Source organism: Streptococcus dentasini (genome assembly GCF_053206945.1).
In genome coordinates this window covers 20,115-38,323 of record NZ_JBRUHS010000016.1, presented here as the reverse complement: position 1 = coordinate 38,323, position 18,209 = coordinate 20,115, and the positions used below count along the sequence as shown (strand labels likewise).

Genomic DNA, 18,209 nt, shown 5'->3' with positions numbered 1-18,209 from the left:
CTAATTTCCTTCCTTGTTATATTTCCCACAGAGGCCGAGGCAAAACAAGCCAATGACCTTATCACTGCTTATCTTGGCCCAGCCTTGAGGGTGTCAGCTTATTCAACTATCTTATTCCAGTGCATTTGCACCTGCTACGATCTCTGTTATTTCTTGAGTAATCGCAGCTTGACGGGCACGGTTGTATTGGATAGTTAAGTCACTGATAACGTTTTTTGAATTATCTGTTGCTGTTTGCATAGCTGTCATCCCTGCAGCATGCTCAGCTGTCTTTGCATCAACAATGGCACCGTAAATCAAACTTTCAGTATACTGGGGCAGAAGCTGCTCCAAGATAGCACTGCGATCGGGTTCTAGTTCAAAAGCATTAGCAGCCTCTTCTTCTGATTCATTAGCATCGAGGTCAACAATAGGCAGCATCTGCTCAACACGCACCTGACTGGTTAGACTGTTGATGTGATGGTTATAGCAAACATAGAGTTCATCAAACAGCTCTTGTTTGTACATTTCAACAGACTGAGAAATGATCTGTGATACCTGATCGAAACTAGGCTGATCTTCTAATCCCCGTAACTCAAAAGCCAAGTCAATCCCACGTGCCTTGAAAAAGTCGACCCCTGTTCCACCGATAGAGATGATCGCATAGTCATCTTTTCCAGCATGGTAATCCTCAATCAAGTCCATGACAGCCTTGAGAATTTTGGCGTTATAGCCACCAACCAGACCTTTATCAGACGTAATCACAATATAACCGGTCCGTTTGACAGGACGGGAAGCCAGCATAGGATTATCGCTGCCATTTGTTAATTCTGCCCGCAGCAAATCTGTGGTGATTTGACGAATCTTAGCGGCGTAGACCTGAAAATCTTTGGCCGCCTGTTCAGATTTAGTCAGTTTAGCGGCTGATACCATCTGCATGGCACTTGTAATCTTACTTGTTTTTTCTGTTGATGTGATTCTTGTTTTAATTTCACTAAGAGATCCGGCCATATATCCATCCCCCTTTATTCAAATGATGATTGATCTTTAAAGGCTTGGATAGCAGCATCGAGTGCTGCTTCGTCAGGGAGATCTTTAGTCGTACGAATAGTTTCAAATATATCGGTATGATGCACATCAAAATAATCATACATAGCCTGTTCAAAAGCTAGGATATCATTGACTGGGACACTATCCAAGAAACCATGCGTCAAAGCGTAGAGAATCAGCACCTGCTTCTCAACAGGAAGCGGTTGATGAACCGGCTGTTTCAGTACCTCTACGGTACGGCGGCCACGGTTCAATTTAGCCTGAGTAGCTTCATCCAGATCCGATCCGAACTGAGTGAAAGCTTCCAATTCACGATAAGAAGCCAAGTCAAGACGGAGCGTACCTGCAACCTTTTTCATAGCTTTGATCTGGGCAGACCCCCCAACCCGTGAGACAGATGATCCTGCATCAATGGCTGGACGGATCCCAGAATTGAAGAGATTTTCCTGCAAGAAGATTTGCCCATCAGTAATAGAGATCACATTGGTTGCGATATAGGCGGAGATATCTCCAGCTTGTGTTTCAATGAATGGGAGAGCCGTGATAGAACCGCCGCCTAGTTCATCTGAAACCTTGGCAGAACGCTCTAAAAGGCGACTATGGAGATAGAAGACATCTCCTGGGTAAGCTTCGCGTCCAGGAGGACGGCGCAAAAGCAAGGAAAGTTCACGATAGGCAACAGCTTGCTTGGAGAGATCATCGTAAACAATTAAGACATGCTGCCCTTTGTACATGAACTCTTCTGCCATTGCAACACCAGCGTAAGGAGCGATATAAACCAAGGGTGATGGTTGCGAGGCAGAGGCCGTCACAACGATGGTATAATCAAGAGCGCCATATTTACGAAGGGTTTCTACCTGATTACGAACTGTTGATTCTTTTTGTCCAATAGCAACATAAATACAGAGCATATCCTGATCCTTTTGGTTCAGAATAGCGTCAATCGCTACGGATGTTTTACCAGTTTGACGGTCACCGATGACCAACTCACGTTGACCGCGGCCAATTGGAACGAGGGCATCAATAGCCTTGAGACCTGTCTGCAGGGGTTCAGAAACAGACTTCCGCTGCATAACACCTGGGGCAGACGTTTCAACAGGACGAGTTGTACTGGTCTTAATATCGCCAAGTCCGTCAACAGGCTGACCTAGCGGGTTAACCACGCGGCCAATCAATTCCGGACCAACTGGAACTTCCATAATTTTACCAGTACGTTTGACAGTGTCACCTTCGATAATTTCAGAAAAATCACCTAGGATAATGATACCAACATCATTTGACTCAAGGTTTTGAGCCATACCATAGGCACCATTTTGAAATTCGAGCAACTCACCAGCCATGGCATTATCAAGACCGCGAGCGCGGGCAATGCCATCACCGATATAGGTTACTACTCCAGTTTCAGTGACGTCAAAATTTGGCTGGAAGTTTTCAATTTGCTTTTTAATTAAAGCACTAATTTCTTGAGCATTTATGGCCAAAAGTTACACCACTTTCTATTTAAGATTATTTTTTAATTGCTGTAATTGACTGCGGATGCTGGTATCAATAATTTGATTATTGGCTTTTAAAACGAAGCCACCAATGATTGCTTGATCCAGTTCTTGCTTCAATTCTTTGGCTTCAATATCAAACCGTTGTTTGCCCAGTTTTAGCAGACGCTCCTGCTGGCTGTCACTCAGGGGAACAGCCGTCGTTACCGTCAGTGGAAATTCTCGCGTTTCTTGACGCAGTTTATCCAGAACAGTCCGAAAAATCGGCTCAATAAGACTTTCACGCCCATTGTTTAGAATAACTGTGAGAAAATTCTTCAGATAAGTAGAGAGTTCTTTCTGCAGCAAACTAATTAAGGCTATCTTATCATCATGAGCAAGCGCGAGACTGGACAGATAAGTACTGAGGTCAGTCTCCTCAAAAACACTCAAACAGGCTGCAAGCTCCGTCTGAATGTCAGAGACTAGATTTTTCTCAAGGGCAAACTGACTTAGGCCCTCAGCATATTGCTCAACGATAGCTTGTGTATTACGATCCATTAGGCATCTCCCAACTGATCAAGATACTGGTCAATCAACTCTGACTGGGCCGAGTGATCCAGATTTTTTGTCATGATTTTTTCTGCCAGCAAGATAGTCAAATCTGCCACGTCTCCCTTCACGTTGGTGAGGGCTTCAGCTTGATTTTGAGCAATATCTTGGTTAGCTTTTTCTTTCAAACGCTCAGCATCAGCACGCGCGTCTGCGACAATTTTGCTACCTTGCGCTTGACCTGTCTCCTTGGCATCATCAATAATTTTTGCGGCATCATCTTTAGCAGCACTCAGCTCAGCTTGACGTTTTTGAGCCAAACCTTCTGCTTCCTTACGAGCGCTCTCAGCATCATCAATATCCTTTTCAATTTTTTCTTGACGTTGCTCGAAAATGCTTGTCAATTGTTTCCAAGCAAATTTACGAATCAAGAATATCAATAAAAGGACAGAACCAGTTGTAATAATGATATTCCCAAGCGTCGTGCTATTAATAAGTATAGACATAAGGTTCCTCTCTTTTTTGGTTAATCATTAACTTTACCACCAATATAATTTGAACTTAGGATGATAAAGACATAGGCTTGAATAAATCCGATAAAGGCTGAAAAAGCCACCCAAATCCCATTGAGTAAGAATGCTAAAGGTCCTAAAAATACCGATATGGTAAACAATTGTAGGATCAGACTAGTTATCACCTCACCAGAATAAATGTTACCAAATAGACGCAGAGCAAGTGAAGCAACATTTGTGAACTGCTCAAGGATATTCATGGGCAGCATGGCTGGATAGGGCTGCAAATAGCCTTTCAAATAGCCTTTGATTCCTTTTTTACGGATCCCCTCAAAGTGGCAAACAAGCGCAATTATTAAGGAGAGAGTAATGGTAACCCCAAAATTTGATGTTGGAGAAGTCCAAAAATTATACTTTTGTGTTTTAATAGCTGTCACCAAACCGATATTATTGGCCGTAAAGACAAAAGTAAAGATAATAAACAGAAAAAAACTGTAATTTTTAGTGTATCTCCCCAAGCTTTGAGAAATGGTATTGTTAACAAACTCATAGACATACTCAAGAACGTTTTGCTTCTTACTTGGCTTCAAAGTCATCTTACGACTAGCCCAAAAGACCAAGAAGAAAATGATGAGAACCGTTAAGAGAGACATTGCTAAAATCGTTAAATCAAACTTGATACCTAAAAAAGATACGCTTGGATTTTCAGTTGATTCCAAACCTTATCCCTCCTTCTTTTTCTTATAAACCTGCGAATTTCACCAAGAAACTTAGAGCAAAAAGAACGAAGAAGGTCCCTTCGATAAAGGCAACACCAGTAAACATCAAGGTTTGCAATTTACCAAACATTTCTGGTTGGCGAGCTGCAGCTTTGGCGATATTGGCAACAAGAATCCCTTCACCAATTGATACCCCCATAACGGCGAGGCCAAGACCTAAGATTGTTAAACTCATAATAGAATTCTCCTTTAAATTTTTTTACCCACTAATTTTAGTCCTATTTGCTGGGAAAGTCAACGATTTCCTGCAAAATGTAAAGGCTTACTGAAAACCGTTTTACCTATTGCTGACTTTTATAACTGATTGTTCGGAATTTTTAATGATAATTTCTTCTTACACACCTGATGTAGCGCCTAAGATAAAAACCGAAGCAAGCAAAGAAATCTAGCTTACCTCGGTTTGGATCAGTCTTTACTTAGAATGAATCGCTATACTCTTCGAAATGTCACGATTCGTCCTTCTACTTATGAGGCCAGCTCTGCTGGTCTCACCTTCCCTCCTCACCTTAAAAGCTCTCTCAAACCTTTTAAGTTATCCCTGCTTCAACGACAGAAGCTAGGTTTGCCTGACCCTCAGGCTAGGAAGCAGAATCAACCCTAGATCTTTTAATTTTGGTCCTCACCACTCCATGATTGTACAGCTGCAGCTCAAAACGTTCTCTTCCCAGATCGTTTTAGACTATAAAAATACTATATCGCTCAGTCTGATTTTTTAAGTATTTGCTTTCGCTCAAATATTGATGAACCTAATCATCGTCATCACCAAGTTCATCAACTTCGTGTGAGAATTTTTGAGCGATGGCTTCAAGAGCTAACTCTTCTGTATCGAGATCCAGTGCATCATCAGAAATCTCATCTGCATCAGCATAGAACTCAATATGATTTTTGAGATTTTCCAGAGTAATTGGAGCATCACCACCGTATTCACCGTCTAGGTTAATCATCATACGCTCACTGGTTTGGGGTTCGATGACAATTTTACTCGTCTTAATATACTCAATACGCCGATCCCCGATATGCTTACCACCTTGAAGAAGCTTTCTGACTAAATGAGCAATATCAATCAGGTTGGCCGTCTTAATAATAATCAAGGTAAACATTCCATCATCAAGTTTCGCATCAGGAGCAATCGTTTCAAAACCACCGACTGAATTGGTAATAGCCGCAAAAATCATGGATGCTTCACCATCAAAAACACCCTGATCGTGAGTGATCTTGACAGGAGCCGTCCGAACACGAGGCAGGAGTTCTACCCCTTTTGCCAAATAGGCTAGATAACCAATCATCGTTTTTAGTTGGCTGGGGACACTGTAAGTGAGTTCAGTCAGCGTACCCGCTGCTGCAATATTAACGAAATAGGAATCACCGTGCGCTTGACCAACATCCATCTGAATGGTTTGATTTTTCCCGATAACCTTAGCTGCTTCGATAGGCTTGCCTCTTGGAATCTTGAGCGCCCGCGCCAAATCATTAGTTGTTCCTGTTGGAATGATTGCCATCTGAGGGCGATTCCCCAGCGGAGCAATACCGTTGACAACCTCATTAATAGTCCCGTCTCCTCCTGCCGCAATAACCAAATCAAAACCTGCTTGGGCAGCTCGACTTGCTTCGTTTTTGGCTGAGTCGGGATCTGGAGTCGTTTGAAAGGCAGAGGTCTCAAAGCCAAACCCTTCTAAAATATCCAGTACTTCGCCTACATTTTTTTTCATAATTTCTTGGCCTGATGTTGGATTATAAATCAGGCGTGCACGCTTTTGAGCCATCTTTTTCTCCTATAGGTTAATTAACCACTCTTCGTCCTGGACGGTAATCCCCAGTTCTTGAGCCTTACTCAGTTTAGAACCAGCATCTTCTCCCGCAACAACGATATCTGTTTTTTTAGAAACCGAACCTGTAATCTTGGCACCTAGCGCTTCTAACTTTTCTTTGGCCTGAGTCCGAGTCAGGTCGGTCAACTTGCCAGTTAGTACAATGGTCAAGCCCGATAACTGAGCATCTGCAGCCACTCGCTTGCCTAGATAATCAAAGTTCAGTCCAGCTTGATGCAGCTCTGCCATTAGCTGCTGTGCTCCTGCGGTCGCAAAATAATCTTTGAGGGATTGGGCAAGAACCTGCCCCAGACTATCAATGGCAGCAATAGCATCAAAATCTGCCGCTATCAATTCGTCCAGGTTCCCAAAAGTTTCTAGCAATAGACGACTAGCCTTGGCACCGACATGGCGAATTCCAAGACCAAAGAGGAGTTTTTCTGCCGAATTATCCTTGGAAGCCACAATTGCTTGATAGAGCTTTTGGGCTGATTTTTCTTTGATCCCTTCTAGATTAAGGAGCTTTTCTGGAGTCAACTGGTAGAGGTCAGCAACATCTTCAACCAATCCTGCCTCATAGACTTTTTCAATATTTGACGGTCCCAGACCGGTGATATTCATTGCATCACGGCTGGCAAAATGAATCAGCTTTTCTTTAAGTTGAGCTGGGCAGCGTGGATTGACACAGCGCAGGGCCACTTCATCCTCATAGTGGACCAGCTGACTCTGACAGGACGGACAATGTTCGGGGATTATCATAGGAACTTGGTCTGTTCGCTTATCTGTGACTACATTGAGCACTGCTGGGATGATATCGCCCGCCTTGTAGACCAATACCCTATCGCCGATGCGAATATCCTTATCCGCGATATAATCAACGTTATGCAAAGTCGCACGACTAACTGTTGTTCCGGCCAGCTGCACCGGTGTCAAATTAGCTGTCGGTGTCACAACTCCTGTTCGGCCAACTGTCCAATCAACTGAGAGAAGCTCTGCCTCTTTTTCCTCAGCAGGAAATTTATAAGCAATCGCCCAGCGAGGAGCCTTAACCGTAAAGCCTAACTCCTCCTGCATAGCTAGGCTATTAACCTTAATAACAATACCATCGATGTCGTAAGGTAGATCGTCGCGCTCCGCTTGAACGGTTTGTATAAAATCCCAAACATCCGCTATAGAAGAAGTTACAATACGTCGTTGATTAACAGTGAAGCCTAGCTTTTCAAAGCCCTCTAAAACTGCTTCTTGGGTCGCAAAATTGGTTTCTCCTGCTTCTTGATAGATGAAAGTAGCCAAGTTTCTTTTGGCCACTACAGCTGTGTCCAGCTGCCGCAGGGTACCTGCCGCAGCGTTGCGAGGGTTGGCAAACTCCTCCTGCCCATTTTCTCGCCGTTTGGCATTGATAGCATCAAAAGACACTCTGGGCAAATAGGCTTCTCCCCTTACCGTTATGGTGGAGTTATTAGGTAAGCTCAGGGGAATATCTTTGATGCGTTTGAGATTTTCGGTGATATTTTCACCAACAGCACCATCCCCACGGGTAGCTCCAATGACTAGTTGACCATTGCGGTAGGTCAGGGAAATGGACAGGCCATCAATCTTCAACTCTGCTAGGTAAGAGGCTTGGGGAAATTCTGACTTGATACGGCGGTCAAAATCCTCTAATTCTTCCCGAGAGAAGGCATCCTGTAGAGAAAAAAGAGGATATTCATGAGTATACTTTTCAAAGCCATCCAAGACCAGACCCCCAACACGGTGGGTAGGGCTATCTGGCTGAACTAAGTCGGGGTAGTGCTCCTCCAAATCAAGCAATTCACGGTAAAGCTTGTCATACTGAGCATCGGAAACGCTAGGCTTGTCTTTGGTATAGTATTCTTTGGCATAGTGGTTTAACTGGGTAACCAACTCTTTGATACGATTTTCCATAATGCTATTATAGCACGAAATGAAGGGAGAATTAAGACAAAAAGCCTTCTAACTCCTCTTTGAAAACCAAAAATACGATCTTGCTGACTCCAGCTTGACATAAGCATTTGATTTTTTGAGTGTTAGAAGACTTTTACCCATCTCTATTGGTAGAGGTCAACACGTTTGGACAGAAGACTGATGAGGTAGCCACCGACTAGCAGGGAAGCGAGTTCACCAACTGCTGTTGTAAACCAAGTTAAAAAGAAGGGAGCTTGAGCCACAAGGTGCAATTCAGCCGCAATAATAAACATGCTAGCTGAAAATAGGAGGCTGAAGTAGAAGAAAGCCTTGTTGTACCCCCATATAGTCTGATTCATATAGGACTTAAAGAGCCAAACACCTAGGCTGACAAAAATCAGAGTTTGACTGCTGCCAACAAGGACATCAACTAGACCAAAACTATAGAAATTAGAAAGGGCACAACCTAAAGTTAAGGCGATGATATATTTTGGCTTGTAAAAGCCCAAAAAGTTTAGCATTTCCGATAAACGAAACTGATAAGCACCATAGCTAAGTACGTTAAAAGGCGGTAGAGCTGTAAAAACAAAGTAGAGGGCTGTTACAACAGCGATTTGCAGTAAATCACGAGCAGAAAATTTCATTAGATTAATCACTCCTTTAGGGGCATCCCTTATAATATGCTTGACGAAAGGATTAGAAGCGTCAAGGGCCGCAAGACAGCCTATCCAGTATAGCACAATCAACTGAAAAAAAGAAGCCAAGCTGTTTGAGCCTGACTTTTTCCTAACACGAAAAGAATTAAGCCGCACTCCCAAAATTAGACAAAAGTTCCAACAATTAGGGTGTTTTTCGACTCTTTGAATGCCTTAAATAGATCGGTAGCTTGTAAGAAGCGAGGAACTACTGGACTGTTTCTACTCCAAATAAACGGTTTTAACTACCTTCTCTTCCATGGTACAATAGGGGCGTTTAAGATGGTAGTCGCAATGAATGCCTGTATCAAATAAGGAGCCTTCTTCTGTCACCAGGTATCGCCCTTGGTCACGGTAATTATTAAAGGGAGCAATGCCAGCGGTTGTTGTAATCGTAAAAATGATAAGGGACAGAACAGCTGCCAGAAAAAAGCTCTTCCACCAAGACAGCTTACCAAGGAGTAATAACAATAGGCTGGGACCCGATAAAAATAAAATAAGACCAATATGCATAATCCTTGTCTCCCAGAGCAAGCCAAAATCAGACAAGATGACATTTCCAATAAAAATGACGGCTAAACTGATGAGCCATAGAGCCAAAATCAGGGACTTCCAAATATTCACAATATCTATTCCTTTTTAATTGCTTGTTTAATCCCAGACTACACTAACAAAAACATAGTCAATGTAGCACTTTGTTTACTATTTCCTTTTCTTCCAAGTGTTTTAGGCCAATGACTCCTAAACTCAAATAAAACACTTATACTTATTCTAGCATAACCAGCCATTTTATGCTAAAGTATTTTTATGAAAAAAATTAAATCACTTATTATTTGGGCTTGGAATAACGAAGCCATGAAATACCTTTTTTTTGGCGGACTAGCTACTATGGTCTATATGATCAGCCGTTTTACCATCTTTTCGCTGACGACTATGCCTCTGGTATCCACTGTTTCGGCTAATGCCATCGCTATTATTTTTGCTTTTGTCACTAATGACATCTGGGTCTTTAATCAGGAGCGGTCAGGCTGGCCCAGTCGGTTTATCAAGTTTGTATCAGCCCGTTTGATCACCCTGGTACTGGACTTTGGTATGACCTTTATCTTTGTTAAGACCTATCCTCATATCGTCGGACAATTTGTAGGGGACAATATTCATGCCGTCGATACTATTGTCGGTGCAATTAGTCAGGTAATGATTATCCTGCTCAACTACATTTTTAGTAAACTTTTCATTTTCGACAACAAGAAAACAGCTGACTAATTTCGGTCAGCTGTTTTTTGTTATCTAATCATCATTATTCCTAATACAGTCAGATTGAGGACGGAGAAGTTATAGTACTGTAATTCTTAAAATACAGTCGATTTAGTGATATCAATTTCAAAAATAGTATTAGTTCTTATTCTGCTTTTTCAATGTCTTCTCTCAGCTCATCAACGTTTAATTTCGCAAAAAGATAATCTCGATCCTGAACTGGAAAACGCTGATCCAGCTGATCAACAGGCCCCACTTCAACCGTACCATCTTCAATAATGAAGTCCATAACATGGCCACCAAAGGTTAAATCATCCGACAAGAAGTGCAAATGGTAGCCTGCTACACTTACGCCGTGAAACATTTCAGGCGTCCAGATACCAACAATGGTCCCAGAAATATTGTCAATGCTGTATTCAGGTTGCATAGTTGCCACTTGGGCAAATTTTTCCCCGCTTTGAGCCTTGGGAATCATGCGAACATGCATCTTTTTAAAGTGCCCTTTAATTTTTATGGAGCGAAAGAGGTTAACGCCATCGTAATAGGATTCAATACGGTCTTCTAGCTCCTTATCTGTCATTTCAAAGCGTTGGCGAAAAATGACTTCTGCTTGGTGAGGAACGACCGCTGCGTAGGGAACCTTGGCATCAAGCGGTACTTCAACTACTTCTGGTTTATCTCCAGACCCCTTAGCTTGATAGGCCTTGCCATCAAGAACAATCAGTTCACCATCAATAGAATCCAAGGTACCAATTCCCAAATCGCCGTGCTCTAAAAGTTCACCAATCGTCAAGGATCCCTCGTAGAGACCTGCCATAAGAGCACCCAGTGTATTATACTGAAACAGCTTAATCACATCAGCCATATCTGATCTCTCCTCTTTTTCTTTCTAATAAAATTCGTCTGGCAAAATCGTTTCGCCCAGCTTGATATTATCCTTGTAATCAATAGGAACATCAATTAAAACAGGCCCTTTCGCTGCTTCACTCAGAGCTTGCTTTAGAAGATGGTCAAAGGAAGCCTTGCTGTCAGCGCGATAGCCCTTGGCGCCAAAGCTTTCAGCATATTTGACAAAATCAACTGCACCGAACTCAACACCAGATGAGCGACCGTATTTCATCTCTTCCTGAAATTCCACCATATTGTATTTACCATCGTTCCAGATAATATGGACAATAGGCAGTTTCAACCGGACAGCTGTCTCTAATTCTTGAGCAGAGAAGAGAAAACCACCGTCACCAGAGATAGAAACAACCTTGGTATTAGGACGTAAAAGGGCAGCAGCAATTGCCCAAGGCAGCGCGACCCCCAAAGTCTGCATACCATTAGAAAAAAGCAGGTGGCGAGCCTCATAGCTCTTAAAATAACGCGCCATCCAAATATAGTGACTGCCGACATCAACAGTTACCGTCATATCGTCCGTAACAGTTTCCTGCAGACTTTCAATAAGGTCCAGAGGATGAACTAAACCTTGTGGGGACTGACGGTCAAATTTCAGGTCTTCAACAACCTCTTTTTTGAGATTTTGTAAATATTCAACAGACCCCTCTGGCAGACTGTAGCCCGAAACAGCAGGGAGTAAAAGTTCGAGTGTCTCTTCAATATTACCAACGAGCTCACGCTCCGGCTGAAAATAGGTGTCAATTTCTGCCGGTTCAACATCAATCACAATGATACGCGCTGAGATTTCAGCATTCCAGTTGCGAGCCTCATATTCAATTGGATCGTAGCCAATGGCGATGACTAAATCCGAACGTTTCAGCAACATATCACCAGGCTGGTTACGAAAGAGACCAACACGGCCAAAGAAGGTTTCTTCTTCTAAATCACGCGAAACAATACCAGCTCCTTGGAAGGTCTCAACCACTGGCAACTTAACTGCCTCTAAGAGACGTCGAACAGCTCCTGTCACTGCACTGGTTGAAGCACCATTCCCCAAAAGGAGGACGGGCAGGGCAGCATTGCGAATAGCCTGAGCCAAGTAATTAATATCATCAACTGAGGCTGAACCTAATTTAGGGTCTGTCAAAGGTTTGATAGCCTTGACAGAAACAGGGCTGTCTGTAACATCCTGCGGAATCGATATGAAACTAGCACCAGGTTTCCCAGATTTAGCATAGCGATAAGCATTTGCTAGAATTTCTGAAATGGTATTAGGTTCATGAATTTCAGCCGCATATTTAGTAATTGGAGACAGCATAGCCACGTTATTCATGGACTGGTGAGAGCGTTTCAGCAGATCAGAGCGCTTAACTTGACCACCGATGGCTAGGACAGGATCACCTTCATCTGTAGCTGTCACCAGTCCAGTCGCCAGATTAGAGATACCAGGACCTGAGGTCGCAATCACAACCCCCGGTTCCCCAGTAATCCGACCAACTCCCTGAGCCATAAAAACAGCATTTTGCTCATGGCGGGCAACAATGAGTTCGGGTCCCTTATCTTCCAAGGTATCAAAAACACGGTCAATCTTAGCTCCTGGAATCCCAAAAACATAAGGGACATTGTGATTAATAAGACTGTCAATCACCAAATCTGCACCATAATTTATAGCTTCTTCTGCCATCTACCTACCTGACTTTCTACTCAATTGAAAAGGAAGACCTGTGATCTTACTGAAAAATTTCACAAAGTTTTCCTTATACTTCTGTCTAATATAAACCAATTATAGCACGTTTTTCAGCAATTTCCACAGCAAAGTATTGTGAAATAATGAGCAAATATTCGCTAGGATATCTTTCCTTTAGGAATTTTCCTGCCTAGTACCTTTCACTTTCATCTTGTTTTTAGCCAGCATTCCCATGCTGGAAACAATTGCTACCAAGCTGATAAACCTAATTTTATATCGTTTTGAACTGATATTTGCCTTTCCTGTTGCAAGCACTACTGCTATTTGGAAAAAATTAGGGAATCTTTTATACCGTAAGCTAGCAATCCTTGCAAAAAGAGCAGAAACAAGCTGATTTCCCTGAGAAATCACTAGCCTGAATCTACTCTTTTAACTTTTTATATCCTTTTGTCAATACATTTGGTGATTGCTGTTTTTATTTTATACTACAGGAGCAAGAGAATTGGACGGTTACCGTGATAAAAGGAGTTGTCATAGCCAAATTATCCTTCCAATGAGTGCTCGCTATACGAGGCGGCAAGAGGATACCAACGGCTCAACTATAGGAGTAGCCCTATTCCAAATTATTCTTGCCAAACTTAAACCAGAATTATATACTTCTTTAGCTTCTTGTCCAATATAGCAAATGGACATAGCGCGTCCATAAAGTCGGTCAATAACTTTCCTACTTAACTGATAGCGAACGATAAGACCATACCGATGGGCATCATCCTTGAGCCATTGACTAGCCGGACCATCTCGCAAAAAGTCGCCTCCCTTATCTGTTAAGTCATAGGTGAGTCTGGAACCTAAACTTACTGAGGTGCAATATTAATATATCGACGGATACCGCTGTAGGACATATAGCTAATCCATTGCTGGCCATCAGCCTCTAGCGTTTTGTCGTAGTGCACACTTTCGCCTTGGTTGAAGTAAAATTGAATTGGGCTTGATAAATCAGCTTGATTCCTAACTTCTGTACGCTTCGCAAAGGTATAGGTTCCTTGGTTAGGAAGGGCAGCTCGACCAGAATTAGAAGCAGCTACTCTGTTCTGAGCGCCAGCAATCCCCACCATTTGACCATCGTCTTCAACATAGTAGAGGTGAACCTGATAAAGCCCCGTCTCATTTTTATGGTCAGAGCGTTTGACAGTCACTTTGTAAGTGCCATCGCCTTGTTTAATACCATCGTACCAAATAAGGTCATCTTGGTCATTCTTATCTGTCCAGACAGGGACCTTAACGGCCTTAAGGCCCTTGCTGTCAGAAACATTGGAAACAATGATATCAAAGTCACCATTGGCTTGATTGCTGAAAGAAAGAGTGCCTGTGCGGGTAATCTGTGGTTCAGTTCCTGCTTCGACGGTATGCTGAACACCTGCTACACCAATCATTTTACCATCATTTTCAACATAGTAGAGGTGGACAGCATAGTCGCCTGTTTCATTTTTATGGTCAGCCAACTTAACAGCAACCTTGTAGGTACCGTCGCCTTGTTTAACACCATCGTACCAAATAAGGTCATCTTGATCATTTTTAACTGTCCAGACAGGGACCTTGACCGCTAGCACACCATTGTTATCAGAAACATTGGAAATACGAATATCAAAACCTTGAGCAGTTTGATTTTCAAAACTGATTTGACCAGTTGCTTTGGAGTCAGATTTTTGGGGATTAGATGGGACAGCCAGCTGATCCAGCATGACATAGCGACGCACACCGCTGTAGGAGATATAGCTGATCCAATTATAACCATCAGCTTTAATACGCTTGTCGTAGTTGATACTTTCTCCTTTTTTAAAGGTAAAAGCCGTTGCAGCACTGGCTTTCAGTTCATTTTTAACTTCTACTTCTCTATCAAAAGTATAGCGTTCAAGAGCTGGCAGCGTTATTTCACTGTTATCTGAGACATTTGGAGCTGGTACTGTGGCTTGAACCGCACCAACAGGCACAACTTGACCATCGGTTTCTTGATAGTAGACATGTACCTGATAGGTACCAGCTTCACCCTTATGATTGCTAGTTTTGACAGTTAACTTATAACGACCGTCAGCCTGTTTAGTAGCATCGTACCAAATGAGGTCATCTTGATCATTTTTTTCTGTCCATGTAGGAACCTTGACCTTAGCAAGACCATTGCTGTCGGAAGCGTCACTAATGATGACATCAAATCCTTGCGCAGTAATATTTTCTACCTTAATGTTTCCCGTCACCTTGGCATCAGCTTGTGGGGCCGCTTGGCTAACTAACTTGGCGATATTGGCATAGCGACGAATACCGCTATAAGATCTGTAGCTGATCCATTGATAACCATTTTGGTTCAGCACCTGATCATAGAAGACTCTGTCACCAGCATTGGCATAAAATACCAGCGGGGCTGACGGATCTGGACTGTTGCGTACCTCTGTTCGCTCTGGATAGCTATAATAGCCTTGGCTCGGAATATCTTTTCCACCAGTGACCACTGTTGTCGAAGCGTCCGCTCTGGTAATTGCAGCTGCCTTAGTCTCCGGTGCTTGGCGAGCTGCTACCGGACTAACAGCAGGAATTTCTGCTTGCTTGGCAGGAATTTCGTCTGTCTGCGTACCGACGTCGACCTTTGTAAACTCTTCGCTAGCTTGTCCTCTTTCTGGGATAGCATCGTTTCCAGCCACTACATTTATTGGCTCTTCGCTCTCTATAGTTTCAACGGCTGCTGGAGCTTGAGCAGGGGGTTGTGCCACAATTGATACATCACCAGCAATTATACCATCTGGGGCAATCGCTGTCACCGTATCATTAGCAGCGGTTACATCGCTATTATTTGCCACATGTGTCTGAAGCGCTAGATCTTGCTGCTGCGGTGTTGAGAGCGCCTGCTCATCTGCTAGTGCATAGCCACCCATCATAAGACTAACCCCAATAACAACAGAGGCCGCTCCGAATGAATATTTCCGAATAGAAAAGCGCTCTCTCTGATTCCATGCCCAATCTTTTTTCATAATAGTGACTCCTTTCATCCGAACACATCTTTTAATTTTGTTATCTTAATTATAGAAAAATACGAAAGCGCTGTCAACATATTTTTGTAATATTTGTAATATATTGTAATATTTTTGGTTCCAAATTCCGTTAAAAGGCGTTCAAAAAACCAGAAGAGCAGCTGCAATCTTCTGGTTATAGTTGTTTCTGGTTTGTTGACAAGGACTAATCTTCCAAGAACTCAGCCATGTTGAGGTCATCGGGGACTAATTCCAAATAGCGGCTAGCAACTTGGTAGGCTCTGTCACGGTAGCCAAATTCACGCAAGATATAGGCATAGTCCTGCAAGAATTCAGGATTATCCGTAAGATCCTCTGCAATCGCCTCAAAATACCTCAGGGCCTCTTCTTCTCTCTCAAGGGCCTGGTAAGCCTTGGCTAAATTCCACTTGGTTAAGACATTGTCAATCTCCTCCTGCTCCAAGTCGACAACTTCTTCATAGCGTTCTTCTTCTAGGTAGAGATTGGACAGGCGCATTAAAACATCTTCTAAATCCTCCGCTAGGTCTTTGGCGGTCAAAAGATAGCGTTCAGCCGCCTGAAAATCATGGTTTTCGTAAGATAGTTGAGAGGCTAGAAGCAAAAGCTGGCTGTCAAAATCATTCTTAGCCAGTCCCTGCTGAGCTAATTTCAGAGCTTCTTCAATTTTGTGTTCTTCATGAAGAGAGAGGGCGTAGATGTACTCATATCCTTCAAAATCAGGGTTTATAGTATCTAGCTGCTTAAAATAGAGATTGGCCTTTTGAAATTCTTCTTGATCATAAAGCAGCGTGGCCAATTCAAAAACAGTTGCATCATCATATTCAATCTCAACAGCCATCTCTAGAAACTCGATGGCAACTTCAAATTCGCCCATATCTGCGTAAGCATGACCAATCCGCTGGTAAGTGGAGACGCCTGTCATCTCTAAGGTTCTTCGACAGTCCAATTCGGCATATTCTCGGATTGCTTGCTGTAAATTCCCCAGCTGATAGTCCAATTCTGCCAAGCCAAATATCACTAAGGGATCATCGCTGAGTTGACGAGCTTCCAACATTTTTTCACGCGCAACGTCACTCAATCCTTCCATATCATAAAGATCAGCCATAACCAGCAGAGCCGATAAATAATTATCATCATTTTTATCAATGGTATCTAGATAGAGAAAGGCTTCTTCAATTTGCCCATCTTCAGCAGCAATCTGAGCTAGATTAATGTTAACATCAGGATAGTCTCTGCGCTCCTTCAGATAAATTTCTTTGGCCTGCGGTAGAAAACCGATCCCTTCTAAATACTGAGCCAGAGATAGAAGTGTTTCGTCATCATCCTCTCCCAGAGCTCGTTTGAAATATTTATTGGCATGCTCCAAGTCTTGTTGATCAATGGAAGCAATCATTTTTTCACTATTTAACACACTTACGTTACTCACTTTCTTCATAGAGTCCGCTAAAATCACGATACCATTCAAAGATTTCTTTGATGACAACCCTGATTGAAGCATAGATTGGAATACCAAGCAGTACACCCCAGACGCCAAAGACCGAGCCTGACGCTAAGAGAATAAAGAGAATCATAATAGGATGGATACTGAGCTTATTTCCCAGAACCAAGGGAGAGACAAAGCGGCCTTCGACAGTCTGCTCAATAGCAAAGACTATAGCGACCTTGACCAACATCCATGGACCTTCAACCAAAGCTAAGATAACAACGGGAATCATGGCGACAAAGCTCCCCAGGTAAGGAATCATATTAAGAAAACCAGCCAATATTCCGAGAGTCACTGCATAACGCAGACCGATGATACTAAATAAAATAGAAAACATGATGCCGACGATAATGGCCACAGTAACTTGCCCCTGAACGTAACCCTGCCACTGAGAATTGATATCACTTAAAATACGAGAGCTGGGTGTACGCCATTTGACTGGAATCGTCTTTAAAATATTTTCTTTTAATTTATCACTGTCGCGCAGGAGATAGAAAACCACGAAGGGAGCCATGATAATGGCAATGGCTACCTTGGCAACAGCACCAGCAAAGTCACCGGCCCAACTGACAATATTCTTAGAGAAATTCTCAGCATAGTCAACAGCTTTATCACTGTAGTTGTTCACCCAGTTTTCTACCTGCGGTCGAATGAAAGCTAAACGGTTGTTATCTAATATTTCATTAGCCTGATGCTCAACACTTTTAACATATTGCGGTAGATTATTAATAAAAGACATAATCTGTTCCTGCAACATAGGAAAAAGACTGGAACCTCCCCAGAATAAAAGTCCTGCCAAAAGTGTGTAAACCAAGGCGATAGACCAAGTTCGGCTAGTTTTAAAATGATACTCAATAAATCGGACAAGAGGTTTGAGCAAGTAGTAAAGGAGGACAGAGATAACAATCGGCAGCATAACAACCGCTACAAATCTTGCCGCAGCAGCAAAAATGAAGCTGATCTGGGTCAAGAGATAGAGAGTCAGAAAGGTAAGTAATAAAACCAAAAGAGCACTGACAAAACGATTGTCAATAATCCACTTGTAGAACCAGCTATCATAAAATTTTCCCGTTTTTTTATCCATTATTGCTC

17 protein-coding genes and 1 riboswitch are annotated in these 18,209 nt (G+C 42.6%); of the genes, 1 reads left to right on the top strand and 16 read right to left on the bottom strand.

Features of this window, described 5'->3' with window-relative positions; genetic code table 11:
• Positions 1-111: 111 nt before the first annotated feature.
• From ACVR1G_RS10080 to ACVR1G_RS10035, 10 genes are all read right to left on the bottom strand, one after another.
• Complete coding sequence (locus ACVR1G_RS10080) at positions 112-990, bottom strand: F0F1 ATP synthase subunit gamma (RefSeq protein ID WP_447453047.1); 879 nt, start codon at positions 988-990, stop codon at positions 112-114.
• A gap of 14 nt (positions 991-1,004) precedes the next feature.
• Entirely contained in the window at positions 1,005-2,510 is a 1,506-nt protein-coding gene (gene atpA / locus ACVR1G_RS10075) for a F0F1 ATP synthase subunit alpha (RefSeq protein WP_447453046.1), read from the bottom strand.
• A 15-nt stretch (positions 2,511-2,525) separates the two neighbouring features.
• Positions 2,526-3,062, bottom strand: coding sequence for a F0F1 ATP synthase subunit delta (locus ACVR1G_RS10070; protein ID WP_447453045.1), 537 nt, complete (start codon positions 3,060-3,062; stop codon positions 2,526-2,528).
• Positions 3,062-3,559, bottom strand: coding sequence for a F0F1 ATP synthase subunit B (atpF, locus tag ACVR1G_RS10065; protein WP_447453044.1), 498 nt, complete (start codon positions 3,557-3,559; stop codon positions 3,062-3,064). The genes ACVR1G_RS10070 and atpF overlap by 1 nt, the downstream gene beginning before the upstream one ends.
• A 20-nt stretch (positions 3,560-3,579) precedes the next feature.
• A complete protein-coding gene (gene atpB, locus ACVR1G_RS10060; protein ID WP_447453043.1) occupies positions 3,580-4,284 on the bottom strand; it encodes a F0F1 ATP synthase subunit A in 705 nt (234 codons plus the stop codon).
• Between the two features lie 22 nt (positions 4,285-4,306).
• Positions 4,307-4,519, bottom strand: a complete 213-nt coding sequence (locus ACVR1G_RS10055; RefSeq protein ID WP_447453042.1) for a F0F1 ATP synthase subunit C — start codon at positions 4,517-4,519, stop codon at positions 4,307-4,309.
• Positions 4,520-5,090: 571 nt separating this feature from the next.
• Complete coding sequence (locus ACVR1G_RS10050) at positions 5,091-6,107, bottom strand: diacylglycerol kinase family lipid kinase (RefSeq protein ID WP_447453041.1); 1,017 nt, start codon at positions 6,105-6,107, stop codon at positions 5,091-5,093.
• A gap of 9 nt (positions 6,108-6,116) precedes the next feature.
• Positions 6,117-8,075: an NAD-dependent DNA ligase LigA gene (ligA, locus tag ACVR1G_RS10045; protein ID WP_447453040.1), complete on the bottom strand. Its 1,959-nt coding sequence runs from the start codon at positions 8,073-8,075 to the stop codon at positions 6,117-6,119.
• A gap of 143 nt (positions 8,076-8,218) precedes the next feature.
• On the bottom strand, positions 8,219-8,719 hold the full coding sequence (locus ACVR1G_RS10040) for a QueT transporter family protein (protein ID WP_447453039.1): 501 nt from the start codon (positions 8,717-8,719) through the stop codon (positions 8,219-8,221).
• Positions 8,720-8,721: 2 nt separating this feature from the next.
• Positions 8,722-8,816, bottom strand: a riboswitch (PreQ1 riboswitch).
• Between the two features lie 176 nt (positions 8,817-8,992).
• Positions 8,993-9,394 carry an ABC transporter ATP-binding protein gene (locus ACVR1G_RS10035; RefSeq protein WP_447453038.1) on the bottom strand — a complete coding sequence of 134 codons (402 nt, stop codon included), beginning with the start codon at positions 9,392-9,394 and terminating at the stop codon, positions 8,993-8,995.
• 183 nt (positions 9,395-9,577) lie between these two features.
• Here ACVR1G_RS10035 and ACVR1G_RS10030 point away from each other — a divergent pair, with 183 nt between their 5' ends.
• The gene (locus tag ACVR1G_RS10030; RefSeq protein WP_447453037.1) at positions 9,578-10,033 is read left to right on the top strand and encodes a GtrA family protein; all 456 of its coding nucleotides are present in this window, start codon (positions 9,578-9,580) and stop codon (positions 10,031-10,033) included.
• A gap of 136 nt (positions 10,034-10,169) precedes the next feature.
• Here ACVR1G_RS10030 and budA read toward each other — a convergent pair whose 3' ends face one another.
• From budA to ACVR1G_RS10000, 6 genes are all read right to left on the bottom strand, one after another.
• On the bottom strand, positions 10,170-10,889 hold the full coding sequence (gene budA / locus ACVR1G_RS10025; RefSeq protein WP_447453036.1) for an acetolactate decarboxylase: 720 nt from the start codon (positions 10,887-10,889) through the stop codon (positions 10,170-10,172).
• A 24-nt stretch (positions 10,890-10,913) separates the two neighbouring features.
• A complete protein-coding gene (alsS, locus tag ACVR1G_RS10020; protein ID WP_447453035.1) occupies positions 10,914-12,590 on the bottom strand; it encodes an acetolactate synthase AlsS in 1,677 nt (558 codons plus the stop codon).
• 567 nt (positions 12,591-13,157) lie between these two features.
• Positions 13,158-13,397 (bottom strand): hypothetical protein, encoded by a 240-nt coding sequence (locus ACVR1G_RS10015; protein ID WP_447453034.1) that lies wholly within the window; start codon positions 13,395-13,397, stop codon positions 13,158-13,160.
• 50 nt (positions 13,398-13,447) lie between these two features.
• A complete protein-coding gene (locus ACVR1G_RS10010) occupies positions 13,448-15,613 on the bottom strand; it encodes a GBS Bsp-like repeat-containing protein (protein WP_447453033.1) in 2,166 nt (721 codons plus the stop codon).
• 205 nt (positions 15,614-15,818) lie between these two features.
• Positions 15,819-17,045, bottom strand: a complete 1,227-nt coding sequence (locus ACVR1G_RS10005; RefSeq protein WP_447453032.1) for a tetratricopeptide repeat protein — start codon at positions 17,043-17,045, stop codon at positions 15,819-15,821.
• A 7-nt stretch (positions 17,046-17,052) separates the two neighbouring features.
• Complete coding sequence (locus tag ACVR1G_RS10000) at positions 17,053-18,201, bottom strand: AI-2E family transporter (RefSeq protein ID WP_447453031.1); 1,149 nt, start codon at positions 18,199-18,201, stop codon at positions 17,053-17,055.
• Positions 18,202-18,209: the final 8 nt, after the last annotated feature.